Source organism: Mesorhizobium loti, from assembly GCF_013170705.1.
Lineage (GTDB): Bacteria > Pseudomonadota > Alphaproteobacteria > Rhizobiales > Rhizobiaceae > Mesorhizobium > Mesorhizobium loti_D.
Map to the genome: position 1 here is coordinate 867,567 of NZ_CP033334.1, position 16,828 is coordinate 884,394.

At 64.2% G+C, this 16,828-nt stretch carries 14 protein-coding genes and 1 pseudogene; 6 read left to right on the forward strand and 9 right to left on the reverse strand.

The window, feature by feature from the left end:
* The first annotated feature begins 4 nt into the window (after positions 1 to 4).
* The 4 genes from EB815_RS04065 to EB815_RS04080 all read left to right on the forward strand — a co-directional run bounded on the left by EB815_RS04065 (position 5) and on the right by EB815_RS04080 (position 2,941).
* Positions 5 to 748: a hypothetical protein gene (locus EB815_RS04065; RefSeq protein ID WP_065005460.1), complete on the forward strand. Its 744-nt coding sequence runs from the start codon at positions 5 to 7 to the stop codon at positions 746 to 748.
* Positions 749 to 854: 106 nt separating this feature from the next.
* Positions 855 to 1,436, forward strand: coding sequence for a hypothetical protein (locus EB815_RS04070; RefSeq protein WP_065005461.1), 582 nt, complete (start codon positions 855 to 857; stop codon positions 1,434 to 1,436).
* A 267-nt stretch (positions 1,437 to 1,703) separates the two neighbouring features.
* A complete protein-coding gene (locus EB815_RS33520; protein ID WP_245303368.1) occupies positions 1,704 to 1,796 on the forward strand; it encodes a DUF982 domain-containing protein in 93 nt (30 codons plus the stop codon).
* A 143-nt stretch (positions 1,797 to 1,939) separates the two neighbouring features.
* Positions 1,940 to 2,941, forward strand: a complete 1,002-nt coding sequence (locus EB815_RS04080; RefSeq protein ID WP_065005462.1) for a P63C domain-containing protein — start codon at positions 1,940 to 1,942, stop codon at positions 2,939 to 2,941.
* Positions 2,942 to 2,994: 53 nt separating this feature from the next.
* Here the strand turns inward: EB815_RS04080 and EB815_RS04085 are convergent, their stop codons facing one another.
* Positions 2,995 to 4,533 carry a recombinase family protein gene (locus EB815_RS04085; RefSeq protein ID WP_065005463.1) on the reverse strand — a complete coding sequence of 513 codons (1,539 nt, stop codon included), beginning with the start codon at positions 4,531 to 4,533 and terminating at the stop codon, positions 2,995 to 2,997.
* 6 nt (positions 4,534 to 4,539) lie between these two features.
* Here EB815_RS04085 and EB815_RS04090 point away from each other — a divergent pair.
* Positions 4,540 to 5,472, forward strand: a pseudogene (locus tag EB815_RS04090) (YifB family Mg chelatase-like AAA ATPase); the annotation flags it as partial.
* 163 nt (positions 5,473 to 5,635) lie between these two features.
* Here EB815_RS04090 and EB815_RS04095 read toward each other — a convergent pair.
* The 5 genes from EB815_RS04095 to EB815_RS04115 all read right to left on the reverse strand — a co-directional run bounded on the left by EB815_RS04095 (position 5,636) and on the right by EB815_RS04115 (position 11,897).
* A complete protein-coding gene (locus tag EB815_RS04095; RefSeq protein WP_056573914.1) occupies positions 5,636 to 7,807 on the reverse strand; it encodes a malate synthase G in 2,172 nt (723 codons plus the stop codon).
* A 268-nt stretch (positions 7,808 to 8,075) separates the two neighbouring features.
* Positions 8,076 to 10,118: a hydantoinase/oxoprolinase family protein gene (locus EB815_RS04100; protein WP_056573918.1), complete on the reverse strand. Its 2,043-nt coding sequence runs from the start codon at positions 10,116 to 10,118 to the stop codon at positions 8,076 to 8,078.
* 283 nt (positions 10,119 to 10,401) lie between these two features.
* Positions 10,402 to 11,028 (reverse strand): CDGSH iron-sulfur domain-containing protein, encoded by a 627-nt coding sequence (locus tag EB815_RS04105; protein ID WP_056573922.1) that lies wholly within the window; start codon positions 11,026 to 11,028, stop codon positions 10,402 to 10,404.
* 121 nt (positions 11,029 to 11,149) lie between these two features.
* The gene (locus EB815_RS04110) at positions 11,150 to 11,521 is read right to left on the reverse strand and encodes a hypothetical protein (protein ID WP_056573926.1); all 372 of its coding nucleotides are present in this window, start codon (positions 11,519 to 11,521) and stop codon (positions 11,150 to 11,152) included.
* A gap of 127 nt (positions 11,522 to 11,648) precedes the next feature.
* Positions 11,649 to 11,897 carry a DUF1127 domain-containing protein gene (locus EB815_RS04115; protein ID WP_056576315.1) on the reverse strand — a complete coding sequence of 83 codons (249 nt, stop codon included), beginning with the start codon at positions 11,895 to 11,897 and terminating at the stop codon, positions 11,649 to 11,651.
* 228 nt (positions 11,898 to 12,125) lie between these two features.
* Here EB815_RS04115 and EB815_RS04120 point away from each other — a divergent pair, with 228 nt between their 5' ends.
* Entirely contained in the window at positions 12,126 to 13,643 is a 1,518-nt protein-coding gene (locus EB815_RS04120; RefSeq protein WP_171883274.1) for a winged helix-turn-helix domain-containing tetratricopeptide repeat protein, read from the forward strand.
* Between the two features lie 12 nt (positions 13,644 to 13,655).
* Here EB815_RS04120 and EB815_RS04125 read toward each other — a convergent pair whose 3' ends face one another.
* The 3 genes from EB815_RS04125 to EB815_RS04135 all read right to left on the reverse strand — a co-directional run bounded on the left by EB815_RS04125 (position 13,656) and on the right by EB815_RS04135 (position 16,670).
* Positions 13,656 to 14,012 carry a hypothetical protein gene (locus EB815_RS04125; RefSeq protein WP_056576318.1) on the reverse strand — a complete coding sequence of 119 codons (357 nt, stop codon included), beginning with the start codon at positions 14,010 to 14,012 and terminating at the stop codon, positions 13,656 to 13,658.
* A 68-nt stretch (positions 14,013 to 14,080) separates the two neighbouring features.
* The gene (locus tag EB815_RS04130; protein WP_056573932.1) at positions 14,081 to 15,568 is read right to left on the reverse strand and encodes a pyridoxal phosphate-dependent decarboxylase family protein; all 1,488 of its coding nucleotides are present in this window, start codon (positions 15,566 to 15,568) and stop codon (positions 14,081 to 14,083) included.
* Positions 15,569 to 15,581: 13 nt separating this feature from the next.
* A complete protein-coding gene (locus EB815_RS04135) occupies positions 15,582 to 16,670 on the reverse strand; it encodes a PLP-dependent cysteine synthase family protein (protein WP_056573935.1) in 1,089 nt (362 codons plus the stop codon).
* Positions 16,671 to 16,828: the final 158 nt, after the last annotated feature.

Genomic DNA, 16,828 nt, shown 5'->3' on the forward strand with positions numbered 1-16,828 from the left:
TGCAATGAGAGAAGACGAGCGGATTTCGATCGTTAAGGAACTCCTCTTCGCCTATGTGAAGAGCCCGTCCCTGCGCCACATCCGCGACCCCTATTCCGTGATTAGGTTGGCGCAGGAGATCGTTAGGCGGATTGACCGGGGCAATTCGATCTGGAGGAAGTGGGACGGGCAACGCGAGGTCCTTCTCAAGTCCGCCCTGGGTTGTTGGATACCAGTCGAGGCTCTGCGCGACTTCATCAACGAGATGCCGGGGCCACAGGTTACGGCGACAGATGTCGGCCAGCGCCTGAGAGCGTTCGAGGACGAGGAGTACTTCTCGTACCCAAAAGAGGAGCTTCGCCCTGGGTGTCTTGCGCTCTACGAGAGGGAAAGGGCCGAGGGTACCGAGCTTCCGGCCATCATCGGCCTACTCAGAGACCACGTAGAACAGGAAGAGGAGCGACTTCGGGTAGAGCAGCAGCAGCGGTACCAGCGATGGCGTGAAGAGGACCGGATGGCTCGCGAACAGCGGCTCCTGTCAGGCGCTGACTGCAAGTGGACGCAGCTCCAGAAATCGCCTCATTGGTTTTGCCGGGCCAATGGAAGGACATACCGTCTTTCGCCAACAAAGGACAAAATGTGGAACCTCTACCGCGTTAGTTCGGTCACGGAGGAAGACGAGAGAGCCTTGATCGGGAAGTACCGAGGGCGTGGCGACGCGACGAAAGTGGTTTCGCAAATGGCCTATCAGCCGGAGCCAAGGTGGTAACCTCGGCAGAACGGTAAATCGGAGCCACAGCCTTGAGCCACAGCAAAGGGAAACGGTGCCGATGGCGTTAGCCCGTGGTAAGGAAGCTCATTTCGTGGAGGCTTAGATGGGGCAACTACCTTACCGCCAGCATTGGGACGCCTTGGTGCTGCAGTCATACAGGTCGTTCTTACAGGCGGAGGACCGACTGCCACTGGCGTTAGCTGACGGGGACAACTACGAGTCGGCGTGTTTCGAGGCACTGCGCCATGCCATGTCTGGGTCAATCTTCCTCTACCACTTCTCTGACATCGCGGCGGTTAGGAACCTGATCCCCAACCTGGTGGTTGGAAACCCCGGCACGTCCAAGCAAGTTCTGCAGGCCACGCGGCAGCGAATAAGTGACGTCCTACGCGCGTCGCAGATGCATCAGCAGGATTACCACAAGCTGCTCGGTGAAGCAGCGAACGCCGTGAAGCACGGAGTGCTGGATCATCAAACCACATACGTCGACAGGTCAGGCATGGTATTGGCTATCATGTCGGTACAGGCCCAACACGGCGAAGGTAAGCTGGCTTCTCAGCCTCAAGTTGTTATCCGGGCCGAAGCTCGGGGCCACCAGCCCGAGCGGCATTTCTCGCTTCGCGCCGTCATGGACGCTGTGATCGGTGCGTGGTGCGGGCTCCAGCTGGGATTGTCCCTGCCTTAGTTCACCCTTTCTGCAGCCTGATCGAGGGGGGGCACGGGGGGCTCCGCGCGAGCCAGTTATCCGATCCCCCGCTCAGAGATTTCTACCAAACATTCCCGACCTCCATTGGCATCTCCTCATGGCACTCCATTGGTTCAACCCTCCGGTCTACGTCAGGACCGACCGCCCTGGCATCCGCTTCGGGGTAAGCCACGTCGAGGGGGCCGCTGAGCAACTCCTCAAGTGGAGCAAGCGTGGCCCTAATGGAAGCAGGCGGTGGAGACCTGCATGGCAGCCATTGAAGGACAGGTGCCTTCTCAGGACGCCCGCAGGGCATTCGAGGCAGCGGCCAAGCAGGAGAACAGGTTCCTCCCTCAGTGACGCCAAACCATCACCGCTGAGGCAACCAAGATCGCCGGTACCTTTGCCGTTAGTATGGTCTTCAGCAAGCATAGACAAGACCCAATGCTTGCAATCGAACAGCAAGCATGTTATCTGCCTCATGCTTGCAACGAGGAAGTGTCATGTCTGAACAAACTCCCCAGAGCCGTGGTGGCGAAGCGCGCGCTGAGAAACTGACCGCCGAGCAAAAGAGCGAGATCGCCCGCCAAGGTGCAAAGACGCGGTGGGAGGTTGATCGCACCCTGCCGAAGGCAACGCACGCCGGAAAGCTCGTAATCGGCAACAGCGAAATCCCGTGTGCGGTCCTACCCGACGGCACGAGGCTCCTGACGCAGGAAGGCTTTCTGGGCGCGCTGGGCCGGTCGACAAAGCCGAAGGGTCGCTCGCAGCAGCCCTCAGAGGACTTGCCGCCGTTCCTTGCCACAGTGAGCCTTTCGTCCCTGATCACAGACGACATTCGCGCTGCAACTGTGCCAATCGTCTTTCGGACACCCACGGGAGGCAAGGCTCTGGGGTACAGGGCAGAACTACTGCCCAAGGTCTGTGATCTCTTCCTTGAAGCTCGCCGGCTAAACCTTCTAACCGCTCAGCAGCAGCAGATCGCCGACAAGTGCGAAATCCTCGTTCGCGCGCTCGCTCAGGTAGGCATCGTAGCCTTAGTCGATGAAGCCACAGGCTTCCAAGACGAGCGAGAGAGGGACGCCCTCCACCAGTTGCTTTCGCTCTACCTCTCAGAGGAGAAGTTGGCCTGGGCGAGGCGGTTTCCCAACGAATACTATCGACAGCTTTATCGGCTGAGGGGCTGGAGTTGGCCGGTAGGCAAGGCCAAGACCCCGTTGGTTGGGACGTTGACCAATAAGATTGTCTACGATCGCTTGCCGGACGGCGTGCTGGAGGAGCTTCGTAAGCGGAACCCCACGGAACCGGGTACCGGGCGGCGCAAATGGAAACACCATCAGTTTCTATCTGAAGACCTCGGCCAACCCGATCTGCGTGACCACCTTCTTCAGCTTGTGGCGATCATGCGGATTTCCAAGGATTGGGCGACGTTCATGGTGCATTTCGAGGATGCCTTCCCGAAACCGGGGGCTCAACTTTCGCTGCTACTTGAGGACGCGGATTGAGGGTGCCCTCGCCAACCCAGCCGCTGCATCCGGCCGACGTTCAGGCACCGCTCTTAGGCGTCACTCGGCCATGCGAACATCAGCCCGGTCTTCTCTCCGGGGGCATGTTTCCAGTGGAACCAAAGATACCCGCAGGGCCAGTCCACCGTCACTTTGTTGAACAGTTGGCGCAGTGTCGCGTTTATCGCCACTATGTCGCGCTCGGTCGCCACCAGCCCTTCAACGAGCCGGTCAACCGTTTGTTGGGTCCTGTTCGTCAATGCCTCCGAAACCTTCTCACCGACCTCGCTAACTTGGCTTCTGATCGTCTCGCGGTCGGCTTCAACCTGCCGCAAGCTATCCAACAATACCGCCGAAGACCCTCCTTGCTTGATCGCGTCGATGATGTTGCTGATCTCCTCGTCGTGGCCCTGTTCAGCCGCCAGAAGTCGCTGCCACTCGGCTTCCAGAGCCTCATCAGGGGCAGGGAGCGTGCGCCAGAACTCGTCGGCCTTCTCCGTCAACGCGAACTCAACCTGCTTGCAAGGAATTGACTTATACGCGCACCCTTTGCCCACCTTCGCCCTGACGCAAACAAGGGAGGGCCGTGATCTGCTGCCCTTGTTCACGCGGGTCATTGTCGACCCGCACTTCGGGCAAACCGCAAGCCCAGCGAGCACGTTCTCGATGCCATTGACAACAGTTCTCGCTCCCCTCCCGGTTGCGAGAGTCCCGACCCGCTCGAACGTTTCGCGATCAACCGCCGCTGGGAAATAGCCCTCCACAGGGTCAGTAGGGATGCGTCGTTTCCTACCGCCGATCCGCTCCACACGGTGAGGAGTATGCACTCCCACCACGGAGGGATCCGCCAGCATCTTCTTGACGTACGAGCGATGCCACATCTTGCCTGCGCCGAAGACTGGTACGCCCTCACGATTCAGCGTCTGTGCAATCGCGTGCTGCCCTTGACCAGCCAAGGTCAAGTCAAACACACGGCGAACAACCTCGGCGCGCTCGGGGATCAGATCAAATCCACTGCGATCTTCCCGAAGCCGAACCCAGCCAGGGCTTAGCATCGTCATCGGGACGCCTCGCTCCTTCAACTTCAGCCGCTTACCGTGCCATGCGGCGCGAAGGAGTTCCTGCTTTCGGGCGCTCTCATCGTTGGCCCGGATAAACCCAATGATGATCTCGAAGATTGCAAACTGGTTCTGCCGGAGGCTTTCCCGAGAGTACGCCCTGTCGTTACTGAGTGTGACAACGGTGATCCCCGCCGACAGGAGGCCCGTGAAGACCGCCTGAGCGTCCAAGATGCTGTCGCGGGAGATGCGGTCAAAGTTCTCGACCAACAGGAAGCTACCCGGCTTGATGTCACCTGATTGGACCAGCGAAAGGAAGTCTCCCAGTGCACCCACGGCAACGTTAGCTCCGCGAAAGGCGGAGACACCAAGGTCGCGAAAGGTCGTTGTGTCGTCGAGAATGAGATTGTGCTGGGCGGCATACTTCACGGCCTTGTCGGTCTGCCGACGGAGGCTGTCGCCGGCACCCTGCTCAGGCGTAGAGAAGCGTATGTATGAGTACGCGCGGGGTCTTGGGCTCTTGGTCTTTGTCATAGCTAACGCGTCCTATCCGATGCGGGGTCCAATGTCCATAACATGTTGATGGTCGGCCCTCCAGGCTCGGGCAAATCGATGCTGGCGCAGCGGCTGCCGTCGATCCTGCCGCCGCTGGCGCCGAAGGAATTGCTGGAAGTCTCGATGATCGCCTCGGTGGCGGGCGAGCTCGGCGAAGGCAAGCTGACCGACCGGCAGCCGTTCCGCGCCCCACATCACTCGGCCTCGATGGCGGCGATGGTCGGCGGCGGATTGCGCGCGCGGCCGGGCGAAGTGTCGCTGGCGCATCACGGCGTGCTGTTCCTCGACGAGTTCCCCGAATTCACGCCGCAGACCCTCGATGCGCTGCGCCAGCCGCTGGAGACCGGCGACTGCATGATCGCGCGCGCCAACCACCGCGTCACCTATCCGGCGCGCATCCAGCTGGTGGCGGCGATGAACCCGTGCCGCTGCGGCATGGCCGGCGAGCCGGGCTATCGCTGCCTGCGCGGCGAGCGCTGCCGTACCGACTACCAGGCGCGCATTTCCGGTCCGCTGCTCGACCGCATCGATCTCAGGATCGAAGTTCCCGCGGTCTCGGCCAGCGACCTGATAAGGCCCGACAGGGCGGAGAAGAGTGCGGCGGTGGCGATGCGCGTGGCACGCGCCCGCACCTTGCAACGCGAGCGTTTCGAGCGGCTCGGCGTGACCAGCGCCACCACCAACGCGCATTGCGCGCCGGCCGTCATCGAAGACATCGCCATGCCCGACGCCGCCGGCCTCTCGCTGCTCAAGGACGCCAGCGAAAAACTCGCCTTTTCGGCGCGCGCCTACCACCGCGTGCTGAAAGTGGCGCGCACGCTGGCCGACCTCGACGCCAGCGAGACCGTCGGCCGCATCCATCTCGCCGAGGCGATCTCCTATCGCATGAGCTCGGAGCGTGTAGCGCAGGCGGCGTAGGTGTCCGGCGTCGGCGTGTCCTGAGCAACCAGCCCGGCCGTCCAGCAAGATTTCAGGCGAGGAGGACCGTTCCGGCTCGCAATCTGACCTCTATCAAGTGAGAGGAGGCCGCCGGCGCTTCCGCCCAGCCTCGGTCTGCGCGGATCTCTTCTGGACCTTTTGTTCAGGCCGTCGCTTTCGCCTTCAGCTCCAACCTCCGAGCATGCAGCACCGGCTCGGTGTAGCCATTCGGCTGGCTCGTTCCCTTGAACACCAGGTCGCAGGCGGCTTGGAAGGCGATCGAGGTGTCAAAATCCGGCGCCATCGGCCGGTACAGCGGATCGCCGACATTCTGGCGGTCGACGATGGCCGCCATGCGCTGCAGGGAATCGCGCACCTGGATTTCCGAACACACCTTGTGGCGCAGCCAGTTGGCGATGTGCTGCGAGGAGATGCGCAGCGTGGCGCGGTCTTCCATCAGGCCGACATCGTTGATGTCGGGCACTTTGGAGCAGCCGACGCCCTGGTCGATCCAGCGCACGACATAGCCCAGAATGCCTTGCGCGTTGTTGTCGAGTTCGCGCTGGATCTCGTCGGGCGTCCAGTTCGGCCGCACCGCCACCGGCACGGAAAGGATATCGTCGAGTTTCGCCCTCGGGCGGCTCTTCAGCGCCGCCTGCACGGCATGCACGTCGACCTTGTGGTAGTGGGTCGCATGCAGTGTCGCCGCCGTCGGCGACGGCACCCAGGCGGTGTTGGCGCCGGCCCTGGGATGGGCGATCTTCTGTTCCAGCATGGCCGCCATCAGGTCCGGCATCGCCCACATGCCCTTGCCGATCTGGGCGTGGCCGGCCAGCCCGCATTCGAGCCCGATGTCGACATTCCAGGCCTCGTAGGCGGAAATCCAGGCGGCCTGCTTCATGTCGCCCTTGCGGATCATCGGGCCGGCTTCCATCGAGGTGTGGATCTCGTCGCCGGTGCGGTCGAGGAAGCCGGTGTTGATGAACACCACGCGGTCTTTTGCCGAGCGGATCGCTTCCTTGAGGTTGACGGTGGTGCGCCGTTCCTCGTCCATGATGCCCATCTTGATGGTGTTTCTCGCCATGCCGAGCAGCGCTTCGACTCGGTCGAAGATCTCGACGGCGAAGGCGACCTCTTCCGGCCCGTGCATCTTGGGCTTCACGACGTACATCGAGCCGGCGCGGGAGTTGGCGCGCCGCCCCTTCAATCCGACATCGTGCAGCGCGATCAGCGCCGTCAGCGCCGCGTCCATGATGCCTTCCGGCACCTCGTTGCCGTCGCGGTCCAGGATCGCTGGATTGGTCATCAGGTGACCGACATTCCTGACCAGCATCAGCGAGCGGCCGGGCAGGGTGAGCTGGCCGCCGGCGGGCGCGGTGTAGGCACGGTCGGGATTGAGCTTGCGGACAAAGCTCTTGCCGGCCTTGGTGATCTCCTCGGCGAGATCGCCCTTCATCAGGCCGAGCCAGTTGCGGTAGACCACGACCTTGTCCTCGGCATCCACCGCCGCGACCGAATCCTCGCAGTCCTGGATGGTGGTCAGCGCCGATTCCAGGATGACGTCGGCGATGCCCGCCGGATCGGTGCGGCCGATCTGGTTGGCGCGGTCGATGACGATCTCGATGTGAAGCCCGTTTTTCACCAGCAGCACGGCATCCGGATTGGCGGCATCGCCGCGATAGCCGACGAATTGTTTGGGATCGGCCAGCGTGGTGCCACCGGCTCCGGCGCCGAGCTTCAGCGCGCCATTGGCCACCGACAGCCCGTTGACACCCGCCCATTTACCCGAGGTGAGCGGCACCGACTGGTCGAGAAAATCCTTGGCCCAGGCGATGACCCTGGCGCCGCGCGCCGGATTGAAGCCCTTGCCTTTTTCCGCGCCGCCCGTCTCGGGAATGGCATCGGTGCCGTAGAGCGCGTCGTAGAGCGAGCCCCAGCGCGCATTGGCGGCATTGAGCGCATAGCGCGCATTCATCACCGGAACGACCAGCTGCGGCCCGGCGACATCAGCGATTTCCGGGTCGACATTCTCCGTCGACACGCTGAAGGCCGGTCCCTCCGGGAGGAGATAGCCGATCTCCTTCAGGAAGGTCTTGTAGACGTCCATGTCGACGGGCGCGCCATTGTCACGGTACCAGCCGTCGAGCTTTTCCTGCATGGCGTCGCGTTTTGCCAGAAGCGACCGGTTCTTCGGCGCGAGATCGTGGACGATGGCCGAAAAGCCGTTCCAGAACGCATCGGCGACGATGCCGGTGCCGGGCAAGACCTCGCCAGCCACAAAGTCATGCAGCTCGCGGGCAATCCGCAATCCGGCGATCTCGACGCGATCGGTCATCAGGCTACTCCAGATGAAAGGCTTTGCGGGGCGTTTGGCATGTTGAGTTTGCCGGGTCAATTCAGCTTAGGGTGAAGGTGGCGTATTTAGGCAAGTTGGCGGAGCGCCGATCTCCCCCCTTTGAGGGGGAGATGGCCGGCAGGCCAGAGGGGGTCGCCCGACATAAGGTGCTGGCCTGTTCTGTTCAAAGCAGGAGGTCGCGTCCCATCGAACCGACCCCCTCTGTCGCCTTCGGCGACATCTCCCCCTCAAGGGGGGAGATCAGCCGCTACACCGCGATCCTTGGCCGTCCCGAGGCCACCGCCACGACATGCGCCTCGATGAACATGCGCTGGGCTTCGACCGTCGAAACCCTGAATTCGGTCGCGACGTCGATCTCGGCGTTGTCGGTGCCGGCGTCCCGGGCGCGCTCGGCGACAATCGCCCGCACATCGGCCTCGGCCGCCGCGATCGCAGCCGCCTCGTCGAGGAAATCGCGCACCGTCTCACCCGAGGCAAGCCGGAACAGGCCCTCCTTGGGCTGGCTGACCCGCGCTTCGGCCGATACCCTGACCTGGCCGACGACGGCGCCGAGCGCGTTGGCGACATCGGTGTCTTCCGGCACCACGCAGTCATTGCCGACCAGGGGCGCCAGGCCGGCATAATGCAGCGGCGCCGAGGCGCCGAGGCCGATGACGGGGCGGTCGAGCGCGACGCTCAGCCGGGCGATACCGGGATGAGCGTCGACGGCGCGCTGCACCAGCGCGTGCGCCACGGTCGCGGCGCCATCGAGCCCGTCCTCGGCGAAAGCGGTTTCAAGGATGTATTCGGCCGACCAGCGTGTCAGCGTCACCAGCACCCGCTCCGAGATCACCTCCGGTGAAGCCGCGATGGGCTGGCCACGACCGTCGCGCTTGCGGGCGAACAGGTCGGCGCCGAGGCGGGCGGTGGCGGCATCCCAGTTGGCCTGCTTGCCGAGCACATGCGCCGCGTCCGACGGGGTGAAGCCGCAAATATGCACCAGCCCGCGCGAGACCAGCCGGTTCAAGGTGGCGTTCTGGGCATTCGACGTCAGCAGCCTGTCGAGGGCGAGCGGGGTCGCGCCGATCGCCTCGTAGAGCCGCGCTTCCGGGGCGGTCAGCCCGGCGGCGAGCCTGTCTGGAACGCCGGTGCGAACCGCGAAGCGGCCGTCCATGCGGCCGGTGTTGGGCGCGCGCAGCTGACGCTCGAGCTCTGACGTCACCGCCTCGCCATGCGCCATGCCGGCCAGCGCCAAAGGCACCAGGCGGCGCGGCCCAAGCAGGATTTTCGGGTTGAGCGCGCCATCCTCCAGCGCCACTTCGGAATCGCCGCCCAGGCCGAAAGTGCGCATGGCGACGGCCTCGACCATGGTACGGAAGCCGCCGACGGTGGCGCCTTCCGGGTCGAGCCGCGGCCGGCCGTTGTCGAGCACGGCGACGTCGGTGGTGGTGCCGCCAATGTCGGACACCATGGCATTGTCGAGCCCGGTCATGTGGCGGGCACCGACCAGGCTGGCGGCGGGGCCGGAGAGAATGGTCTCGATCGGCCGCTGGCGGGCGAACGCCGCCGAGACCAGCGCGCCGTCGCCGCGCACCACCATCAGCGGGGCGGCGATGTTACGCTCTGTGAGAAAGCCTTCGGTCGCTGCCACCAAGCGGTCGATCATCGAGATCAGCCTGGCGTTGAGCAGCGTGGTCAGCGCCCGACGCGGGCCGCCGAGCTTGGCCGACAGTTCGTGGCTTGCCGTGACCGGCAGGCCGGTCTTCTCGCGGATCAGTTCGCGGGCGGCGATCTCGTGCGCCGGATTGCGGGTGGCGAAATAGGCGCAGACGGCAAAGCCGGACACCGAGGCGCCGAGTTCCGGCAAGGCGGCTTCAAGCCCGGACAGGTCGAGCTTGGCGGCATTGCCGTGGACATCATGGCCGCCCGGGCAAAACACCACCGGATCGGTGCCGAGCGCCGTCTTCAGCCCGTCACGGGCGAGGTCGGCCTCGGAGAAGCCGATCATGACCAGCGCGACGCGGCCGCCCTGGCCCTCGACCAGCGCATTGGTGGCGAGTGTCGTCGACATCGAGACCAGCTTGATGTCAGCCGGATCGGTGCCGGCCTTTTCGAGCACCGCGTCGACGGCGCCGGAAATGCCGACGGCCAGATCGTGCCTGGTGGTCAGTGACTTGGCCTTGGCCAGCACCTTGCCCTTGTTCGGCCCCTGCTGCGGGCCTTCGGTTTCAGACCACAGCACGGCATCGGTATAGGTGCCGCCGGTGTCGATGCCGAGGAACAGGGGGGTTGGCTTGGTCTTGGCGGTCATTTTTTCGCGGGTCCGAGAGGTCTTCTGCCCCGCCCCTTAGCCGATACGGACTTACGGATAAAGGCGCGAGCGCTGGGCCAGTGTAATCTCCCCCCTCGAGGGGGAGATGTCGCCGAAGGCGACAGAGGGGGTCGGTTCGACCGGATGCGACGACCTTCTAGCCTTGAAAAGAAGGATGCCAGCGCCTCACGCGCCAACGTTCTGCCGCAGGAGGTCGCGTCCCGTCGTACCGACCCCCTCTGGCCTGCCGGCCATCTCCCCCTCGAGGGGGGAGATTCCTGCCTTAGCCCACAAACCCAACCTTCTTATGCGACCCGTCGCAAAACGGCTTGTTGGCCGAGTGGCCGCAACGGCAGAGGAAGGCGCGTTGCGTGCGGTCGATCGTATGGCCGGTGCCGGTGACGATTTCGACATTGCCCTCGAGCTTGAGCGGGCCGTTGGTGGTCGGCGTCACGTTCAGCGGGCCATTGCGTGCTTCGAGCGCCGGCGCGTCCTTCAGTGCCGGTTCGCCGGTGGCGGTGAAGCCGGCCTTGCCGTGGCTGCCGTCGCAGAAGGGCTTGTTTTCCGATGCGCCGCAGCGGCACAGCGTGGCGCGATAAAAGGTCTCGCCGTCGAGCACGATCTCGGCGTGGACGGCGAGCGGGCCGTTTTCGCGCAACCGCACGGTGTTGACCACCGGCGGCTGTTCCTGCGGCCCGCCATCCTTCCTGACATAGGTGATGGCGCCGGACGGGCAGCTTTCGGCGATGGCGACGATCTTTTCGACGCTGGCCGCCTCGGGGTGGATCCACTGCCCCGGCGCATTGGGCACGAAGACATGCGGGTCGCCGAGCACGCAATTGCGCGAATGGATGCAGCGCTTGCCGGAAAATCCGACGTCGATTTTATCGCTTTCGACCATGCCGGCCATCGCGGTGCTCCTGTTGCCTGGAGCACGCCGCGTTTCAAAGGAAGCCGCGCGGCGTGCCCGGGGTGATCGTCTCGGCGCAGGCTATGGCTCGAACAGGAAAACCGTCAAGCTGGCAAACCGGTCAGGGGACGAGATCGATCTCCTCGGTCTCGCCGCCGCTGCAGGTGTAGCAGCAGTCGTCACATTTTTCCTTGTTGCCGGGACCGACGCCCCAATAGGTGCCTTCGTCGCCATCGACCCAGGCGCCGTAGCAGATCGATTCGCCCTCGTTGCAGGAGATCGGCAGCGACTTGGTTTCGCCGTCGTCGAGGTAGAAATCCTTGCCTTCGCCCGGCCAGACATAGTCGCGATCCTGGCTGTAGAGCTCAAGGCGCATGGCATTGGGATGGCTGTTCTTGACTGTAAAGGTGACGTCGCCGGCATGGGCGGCAGGCGCAAACAGGACGGCAAGCGAAAACGCGGCGGCTAGCCGGCGCGCGAACGTGAAAAACATGGAAGCCCCCGATGAAGAATCGGCCCCCACGGCCGATGGAGGGGATCATGCCATGACGCGGGCGGGCGCTAAAGGGATGATGGCGACAATCCAAGACTTAATCCGACGCCTGATCTCAAGACTTCGCCTATCGCTGCCAGAACGGCAGCTTGGCGATTTCATCCTCGACCTGTCGTCTGGTCAGGCCGATATCATCGATCAGATGCGGATTGACCTCCGAGATTCGCTTGAGGTCCCAGCGATAGCGTGTCCGTTCGCGCCAGGCCGCGATGGTGTTTCGCAGGGTCGCAAGGCTATAGCGACGACGCGAGGCCTGCCCCACGGGGGTTCCCCGCCGTACGGCCTGATGCGGGGCCGATGCAAAGCTATTGGTCATGGCAACCTCCATGTGGCTTGGAGCCCAAACGGTTTGAGAATGGGCAACCCTCGAACTGAAAGAGGCTGAATTCTGCAGGATACCGACGGCGCCGTAATTAAGCCCTGCCAAATAGTTCCCAAAAGTTGCAAATGGGTTCTAACCCTTTGTTTTGGCGTCATTCCCCGGTGAAAGCGCATCGCGTTTTCCGATAAACCGCTTCACGCTTTTCCCGGAATTGCTCTATAGATGCGCGCTATGCAGGGATCGCGCTTTGCCTTTGGTCCGTTCGTGCTTGATCCGGGTGCGGGAACGCTGCTTCGGAACGACGATCCCGTTGCCGTCGGCTATCGCGGGCTGAAGCTGCTTGCGGCGCTCGTCGGACGGCCAGGCGAAATCCTGGAGAAAGCCGAATTGATGGACGCGGTGTGGCCGGACACGGCGGTTGAGGAAGGCAACCTCACGGTCCAGATCGCACAGCTGCGCAAGCTGCTCGGGCCGCCCGCCGACGGCGGCGAATGGATATCGACGGTTCCGCGCGTCGGCTACCGCTTCACGGGCGCCATCAAGCAGCTCGACCGCGCGAAGCGAAAACCCTTGCCGCTGCCCGACAAACCGTCGATCGCGGTGCTGCCTTTCGTCAACCTCGGCAACGACCCCGAGCAGGAGGCCTTCGCCGACGGGTTGACCGAAGATTTGATCACCGACCTGTCCAGGGCCCCGGGCCTGTTCGTCATCGCGCGCAACTCGACCTTTGCCTACAAGGGCAAGGCGATGGACGTGCGCGCGATCGCCGAGGAGCTTGGCGTGCGCTACCTCCTGGAAGGGAGTGCGAGGCGCGCGGCGGGACGCGTGCGCATCAACGCGCAGCTGGTCGACGCGGTGAGCGGCGAGCATCTGTGGGCGGAACGCTTCGATCGCGGCCTGGACGATATCTTTGCCGTCCAGGACGAGGCCACGGCCAAGATCGTGGAGGCGCTGCTCGGCCGGCTGCGCGCGCCGCCGGCACGCAACCGGCCGACAAATCTCGAGGCCTACGATCTGTGCGTGCGGGCGCGCAAGCTGATCGACGATTCACCGCAGTCGGCACGGGAAGCGCATCTGATGCTGACGCGTGCGCTGGCGCTCGATCCGGACTACGCCGAGGCCTATCGCTGGCTTGCCATGAACCACTGGATGGGATGGGTGCATTGGGGCGAGCCGGTCGAACCCAACCGTCGCATTGCCCTGGAGCTGGCGCGCAAGGCCGTGGCGATCGACCCCAATGATGCCGGCTGCCACTGGGTGCTCGGCAATCTGCTTGCCTATGAGCGCGACTTCGAAGAGGCCGATGCCGAATTCGCCAGGGCATTCGAGCTCGACCCCAACGAGGCGGACGCCTGGGCGACACTGTCTGATATCACGACACTGGCCGGGCGGGTCGCGGAAGGCCTCGAGCAGATCCGCAAGGCGTTCCGGCTGAATCCGTTTCCGGCAAGCTGGTACTATCTCACCCTTGGCCAGGCGCAATATGCGGCGCGCGACTACGAGGCCGCCGTCGAGACGCTGCGCCGGGACGAGACCTACCGGACGAGCTCACGCCGTTTCCTGGCGGCAAGCCTGGCCCAACTCGGCCGGCTCGACGAGGCGCGCGCCGAGGTCGAGCTGTTCCTCGTCGGCAACCCGCACTTCACAACCCGCCACTGGGTCTGGACGGAGCCATTCCGCGACACCGCGATGCTTGAGCATTTCGTCGACGGCTTCCGCAAGGCCGGTTTGCCGGACTGACGTGCCGGTCGATCACGGCACCAGATCGATCGTCTCGGTGGAGTGTTCCACGCAGATGAAGCAGCAATTGTCGCAAGGCTGGTCGTTGTCCGGCCCGACGCCGGCCGAGATCTGGTCGTTACCGTCGACCCAGGCGCCATAGCAGATGCGCTCGCCCTGATTGCAGGACAGCGGCACCGATTTCTGCGAGCCCGGATCGATCAGGAACACCTTGTCGTTGCCCGGCCAGACCGTCTCGCGGTCGCGGCTGAACAGCTCGACCGCAACCGCGCGGCTGTGCAGGTTCTTGACGAAGAAGGCCATGTCGGCGGCTTTGGCTGAATTGGTGCAGACCAGCGCCACGAGCACGGCCATACGAAAGAGCGTCACGGTCTGGCCTCCCGAATCATCGCCGCAGAATCGCATGGCCGCCCGTGCCTGTCGCTCGCGTTTTCCGGCTATTTCCCGGAAGGCCCCTGCGCCGTGATCTCCCGCCCGAGCCGCAGCGTCTCACCGACCAGAAGGTCGAGGTCGTCGCGCCTTGTGCGATGGTTGGCGATCGCCACGCGCAGCCAGTGCTCGCCATGCACGGTGGTGTCGGAGAGGGTGGCAATACCTTGCTCCTGCAACCGCAGCATGATCTCGGTGTTGAGCGCCTTCAGCGCCTCGCCCTTGACGCCAGGCTGGTAGCGGAAGCAGACGATATTGATGGTCGGCTGTATCGCCAGCTCCAGCAGCGGCTCGGCCTCGATGCGTTCGGCGAGATAGAGCGCCTGCGCGATGTTCTGGTCGATCAGGCGGCCGAACTTGTCGACGCCATGCTCCTTCAGCGCCATCCAGACCTTGAGCGCGCGAAAGCCGCGCGACGTCTGCAGGCCGTAGTCGTGCAGCCATTCGCCTGAGGCAAGACCGCGCGGCATCGATTCCAGATATTCCGGCGTCACCGCGAAGGTCCGGCGATGCGCGATTGCGTCCCTGACCAGGGCGCAGCCGACCTCGAATGGCGCGTGCAGCCATTTGTGCGGATCGAGCGCGACCGAATCGGCCCATTCGATGCCGGCAACGCGATGCGCGTTATCAGGCGCAATCGCGATCAGCGCGCCGATGCAGCCATCGACATGAAACCACAGGTCTTCCTCATGAGCGAGTTTGGCCAGCGCCCGCAGATCGTCGATCGCCCCGGTGTTGACCGTGCCGGCATTGCCGATGACGCAGGCCGGTCTGAAACCCGCCGCGCGATCCTCCGATATCGCTGCTCGCAAGGCCGATATATCGATGCGCAACCCGGCATCGGTCGGGATCCGGCGCAGCGCCCGATTGCCGAGGCCAAGCGCTTCCATCGCCTTGCGATGGCAGGAGTGGACCTGGTCCGAGCCATAGAAGCGCAGCGGCTTTTCGATCGCGGCGACGCCGTGCTCGCGCACGTCGATGCCGGCCTTGGTGTTGCGCGCCACCGTCAGCCCGATGATGTTGGCCATCGAGCCGCCGCTGACCAGCGTGCCGGAGGCGGAAGCGGGAAAGCCCAGCATCTGCTTGCACCAATTGACCACCTGGCCGTCCATCAGCCCGGCGGCGTGGTTGCCGCCGCCGAGGTTGGATCCCTGGATTGCCGCCAGGAAGTCGCCGAGCGCACCGGTGAAGTTGCTCGAGCCCATGTACCAGGCCCAGAAACGCGGATGGACGTTGCCCATCGGGTAGGACATCACGGTGCGCGAGACCTCGCCATAGACAGCGGCCAGCGGCGCCGGCGATCGCGGCAAGGGTGCCGAGAAAGCTTCCCTCACATCCGCCGGCATCTCCCGCCAGGCCGGCCGGTCCCTGATATCGCTGAGATAACCGACGGCATCATCGATTACCTGATGCGACAGGGCCTGCACAGCGGCCCAGTCGGCGGGGTCGAGCGTTTCCTCGGCCACCGTGCCGAGGGCCTCCTGCGCGATATCCATGACCGGGCTCCCGTCAGGCCGCCGGGAACTGGCAGCCGGGCGTCGAGCGCGACAGCGCCATCTCGTCGGCATCCATCTCGGCCTCGATGCCGTCGAACAGCGGCGTCGACATGTAGCGCTCGCCAGTGTCGGGCAGCATGCACAGGATCACCGATCCGGCCGCCGCCTTCTCCGCGACCTGCCGTGCCACGGCGAAGGTGGCGCCGCCGGAAATGCCGGTGAAGATGCCCTCCTTCTGCGCCAGGGCCTTGGCCCATTTGATGCCCTCGGGCCCCGCGATCGGGATCACTTCGTCATAGAGGCCGGCGTCGATCGCTTCCTGCAGCACATTGGGGATGAAGTCCGGCGTCCAGCCCTGGACGGGATGCGGCTCGAAGGCCGGATGGCTGGCGGCGGGGGCGCCATGGGCGCCGCGCTGCTGCGCCTTGCCGCTGCCGACCAGCTGGGCGTTGGCCGGTTCGCAGAGCACGATGCGGGTGTCCGGCCGCTCGCGGCGCAACACGCGCGCCACGCCGACGACGGTACCGCCAGTGCCATAGCCGGTGACGAAGCAATCGAGCCGCGACCCGGCGAAATCATTGACGATCTCGCGCGCCGTGGTCGCCTCGTGGATGGCCGCATTGGCCGCCGTCTCGAACTGGCGGGCGAGGAACCAGCCATTGGCCTCGGCCAGTTCAACCGCCTTCTTGTACATGCCGAAGCCCTTTTCGGCGCGCGGCGTCAGCACCACCTTGGCGCCCAGCATGCGCATCAGCTTGCGGCGTTCGACGGAGAAGCTGTCGGCCATGGTGACGACCAGCGGATAGGCCTTTTGCGCACAGACCATGGCAAGCCCGATACCGGTGTTGCCGCTGGTCGCCTCGACCACGGTCTGGCCAGGCTTCAGCGCGCCGCTGCGCTCGCCCTCCTCGATGATGTTGAGCGCAAGCCTGTCCTTCACCGAGGCGCCTGGGTTGAAGAACTCGGCCTTGACATAGATCGTCGCATGGGTCGGTCCGAGATTGTTGATGCGCACCACCGGCGTATCGCCGACAGTGTCGAGAATGCTGTCGAACAGGCGGCCGCGTCCGGTCGTGGTCCTGATTTTCTGCTTATTCAACATCGTTGATCTCCTCGATCGTGTTCATTTTCACAGGCCGGTTACAAACCGACGGTTTGGGCGGCGAGGTTTCGAGACATGGCCGCGTTAGGACTGGCGTGCCGACGATGCGGCAATAACGATACCCGGCGTGGAAATTCGCCGCCGGATGCGCCGTGTCG

Coding starts and splice junctions, on each gene's coding strand:
- EB815_RS04065 (WP_065005460.1), top strand. CDS start 5: ATGAGAGAAGACGAGCGGATTTCGATCGTTAAGGAACTCCTCTTCGCC.
- EB815_RS04070 (WP_065005461.1), top strand. CDS start 855: ATGGGGCAACTACCTTACCGCCAGCATTGGGACGCCTTGGTGCTGCAG.
- EB815_RS33520 (WP_245303368.1), top strand. CDS start 1,704: ATGGCAGCCATTGAAGGACAGGTGCCTTCTCAGGACGCCCGCAGGGCA.
- EB815_RS04080 (WP_065005462.1), top strand. CDS start 1,940: ATGTCTGAACAAACTCCCCAGAGCCGTGGTGGCGAAGCGCGCGCTGAG.
- EB815_RS04085 (WP_065005463.1), bottom strand. CDS start 4,533: ATGACAAAGACCAAGAGCCCAAGACCCCGCGCGTACTCATACATACGC.
- EB815_RS04095 (WP_056573914.1), bottom strand. CDS start 7,807: ATGACCGATCGCGTCGAGATCGCCGGATTGCGGATTGCCCGCGAGCTG.
- EB815_RS04100 (WP_056573918.1), bottom strand. CDS start 10,118: ATGACCGCCAAGACCAAGCCAACCCCCCTGTTCCTCGGCATCGACACC.
- EB815_RS04105 (WP_056573922.1), bottom strand. CDS start 11,028: ATGGCCGGCATGGTCGAAAGCGATAAAATCGACGTCGGATTTTCCGGC.
- EB815_RS04110 (WP_056573926.1), bottom strand. CDS start 11,521: ATGTTTTTCACGTTCGCGCGCCGGCTAGCCGCCGCGTTTTCGCTTGCC.
- EB815_RS04115 (WP_056576315.1), bottom strand. CDS start 11,897: ATGACCAATAGCTTTGCATCGGCCCCGCATCAGGCCGTACGGCGGGGA.
- EB815_RS04120 (WP_171883274.1), top strand. CDS start 12,126: ATGCGCGCTATGCAGGGATCGCGCTTTGCCTTTGGTCCGTTCGTGCTT.
- EB815_RS04130 (WP_056573932.1), bottom strand. CDS start 15,568: ATGGATATCGCGCAGGAGGCCCTCGGCACGGTGGCCGAGGAAACGCTC.
- EB815_RS04135 (WP_056573935.1), bottom strand. CDS start 16,670: ATGTTGAATAAGCAGAAAATCAGGACCACGACCGGACGCGGCCGCCTG.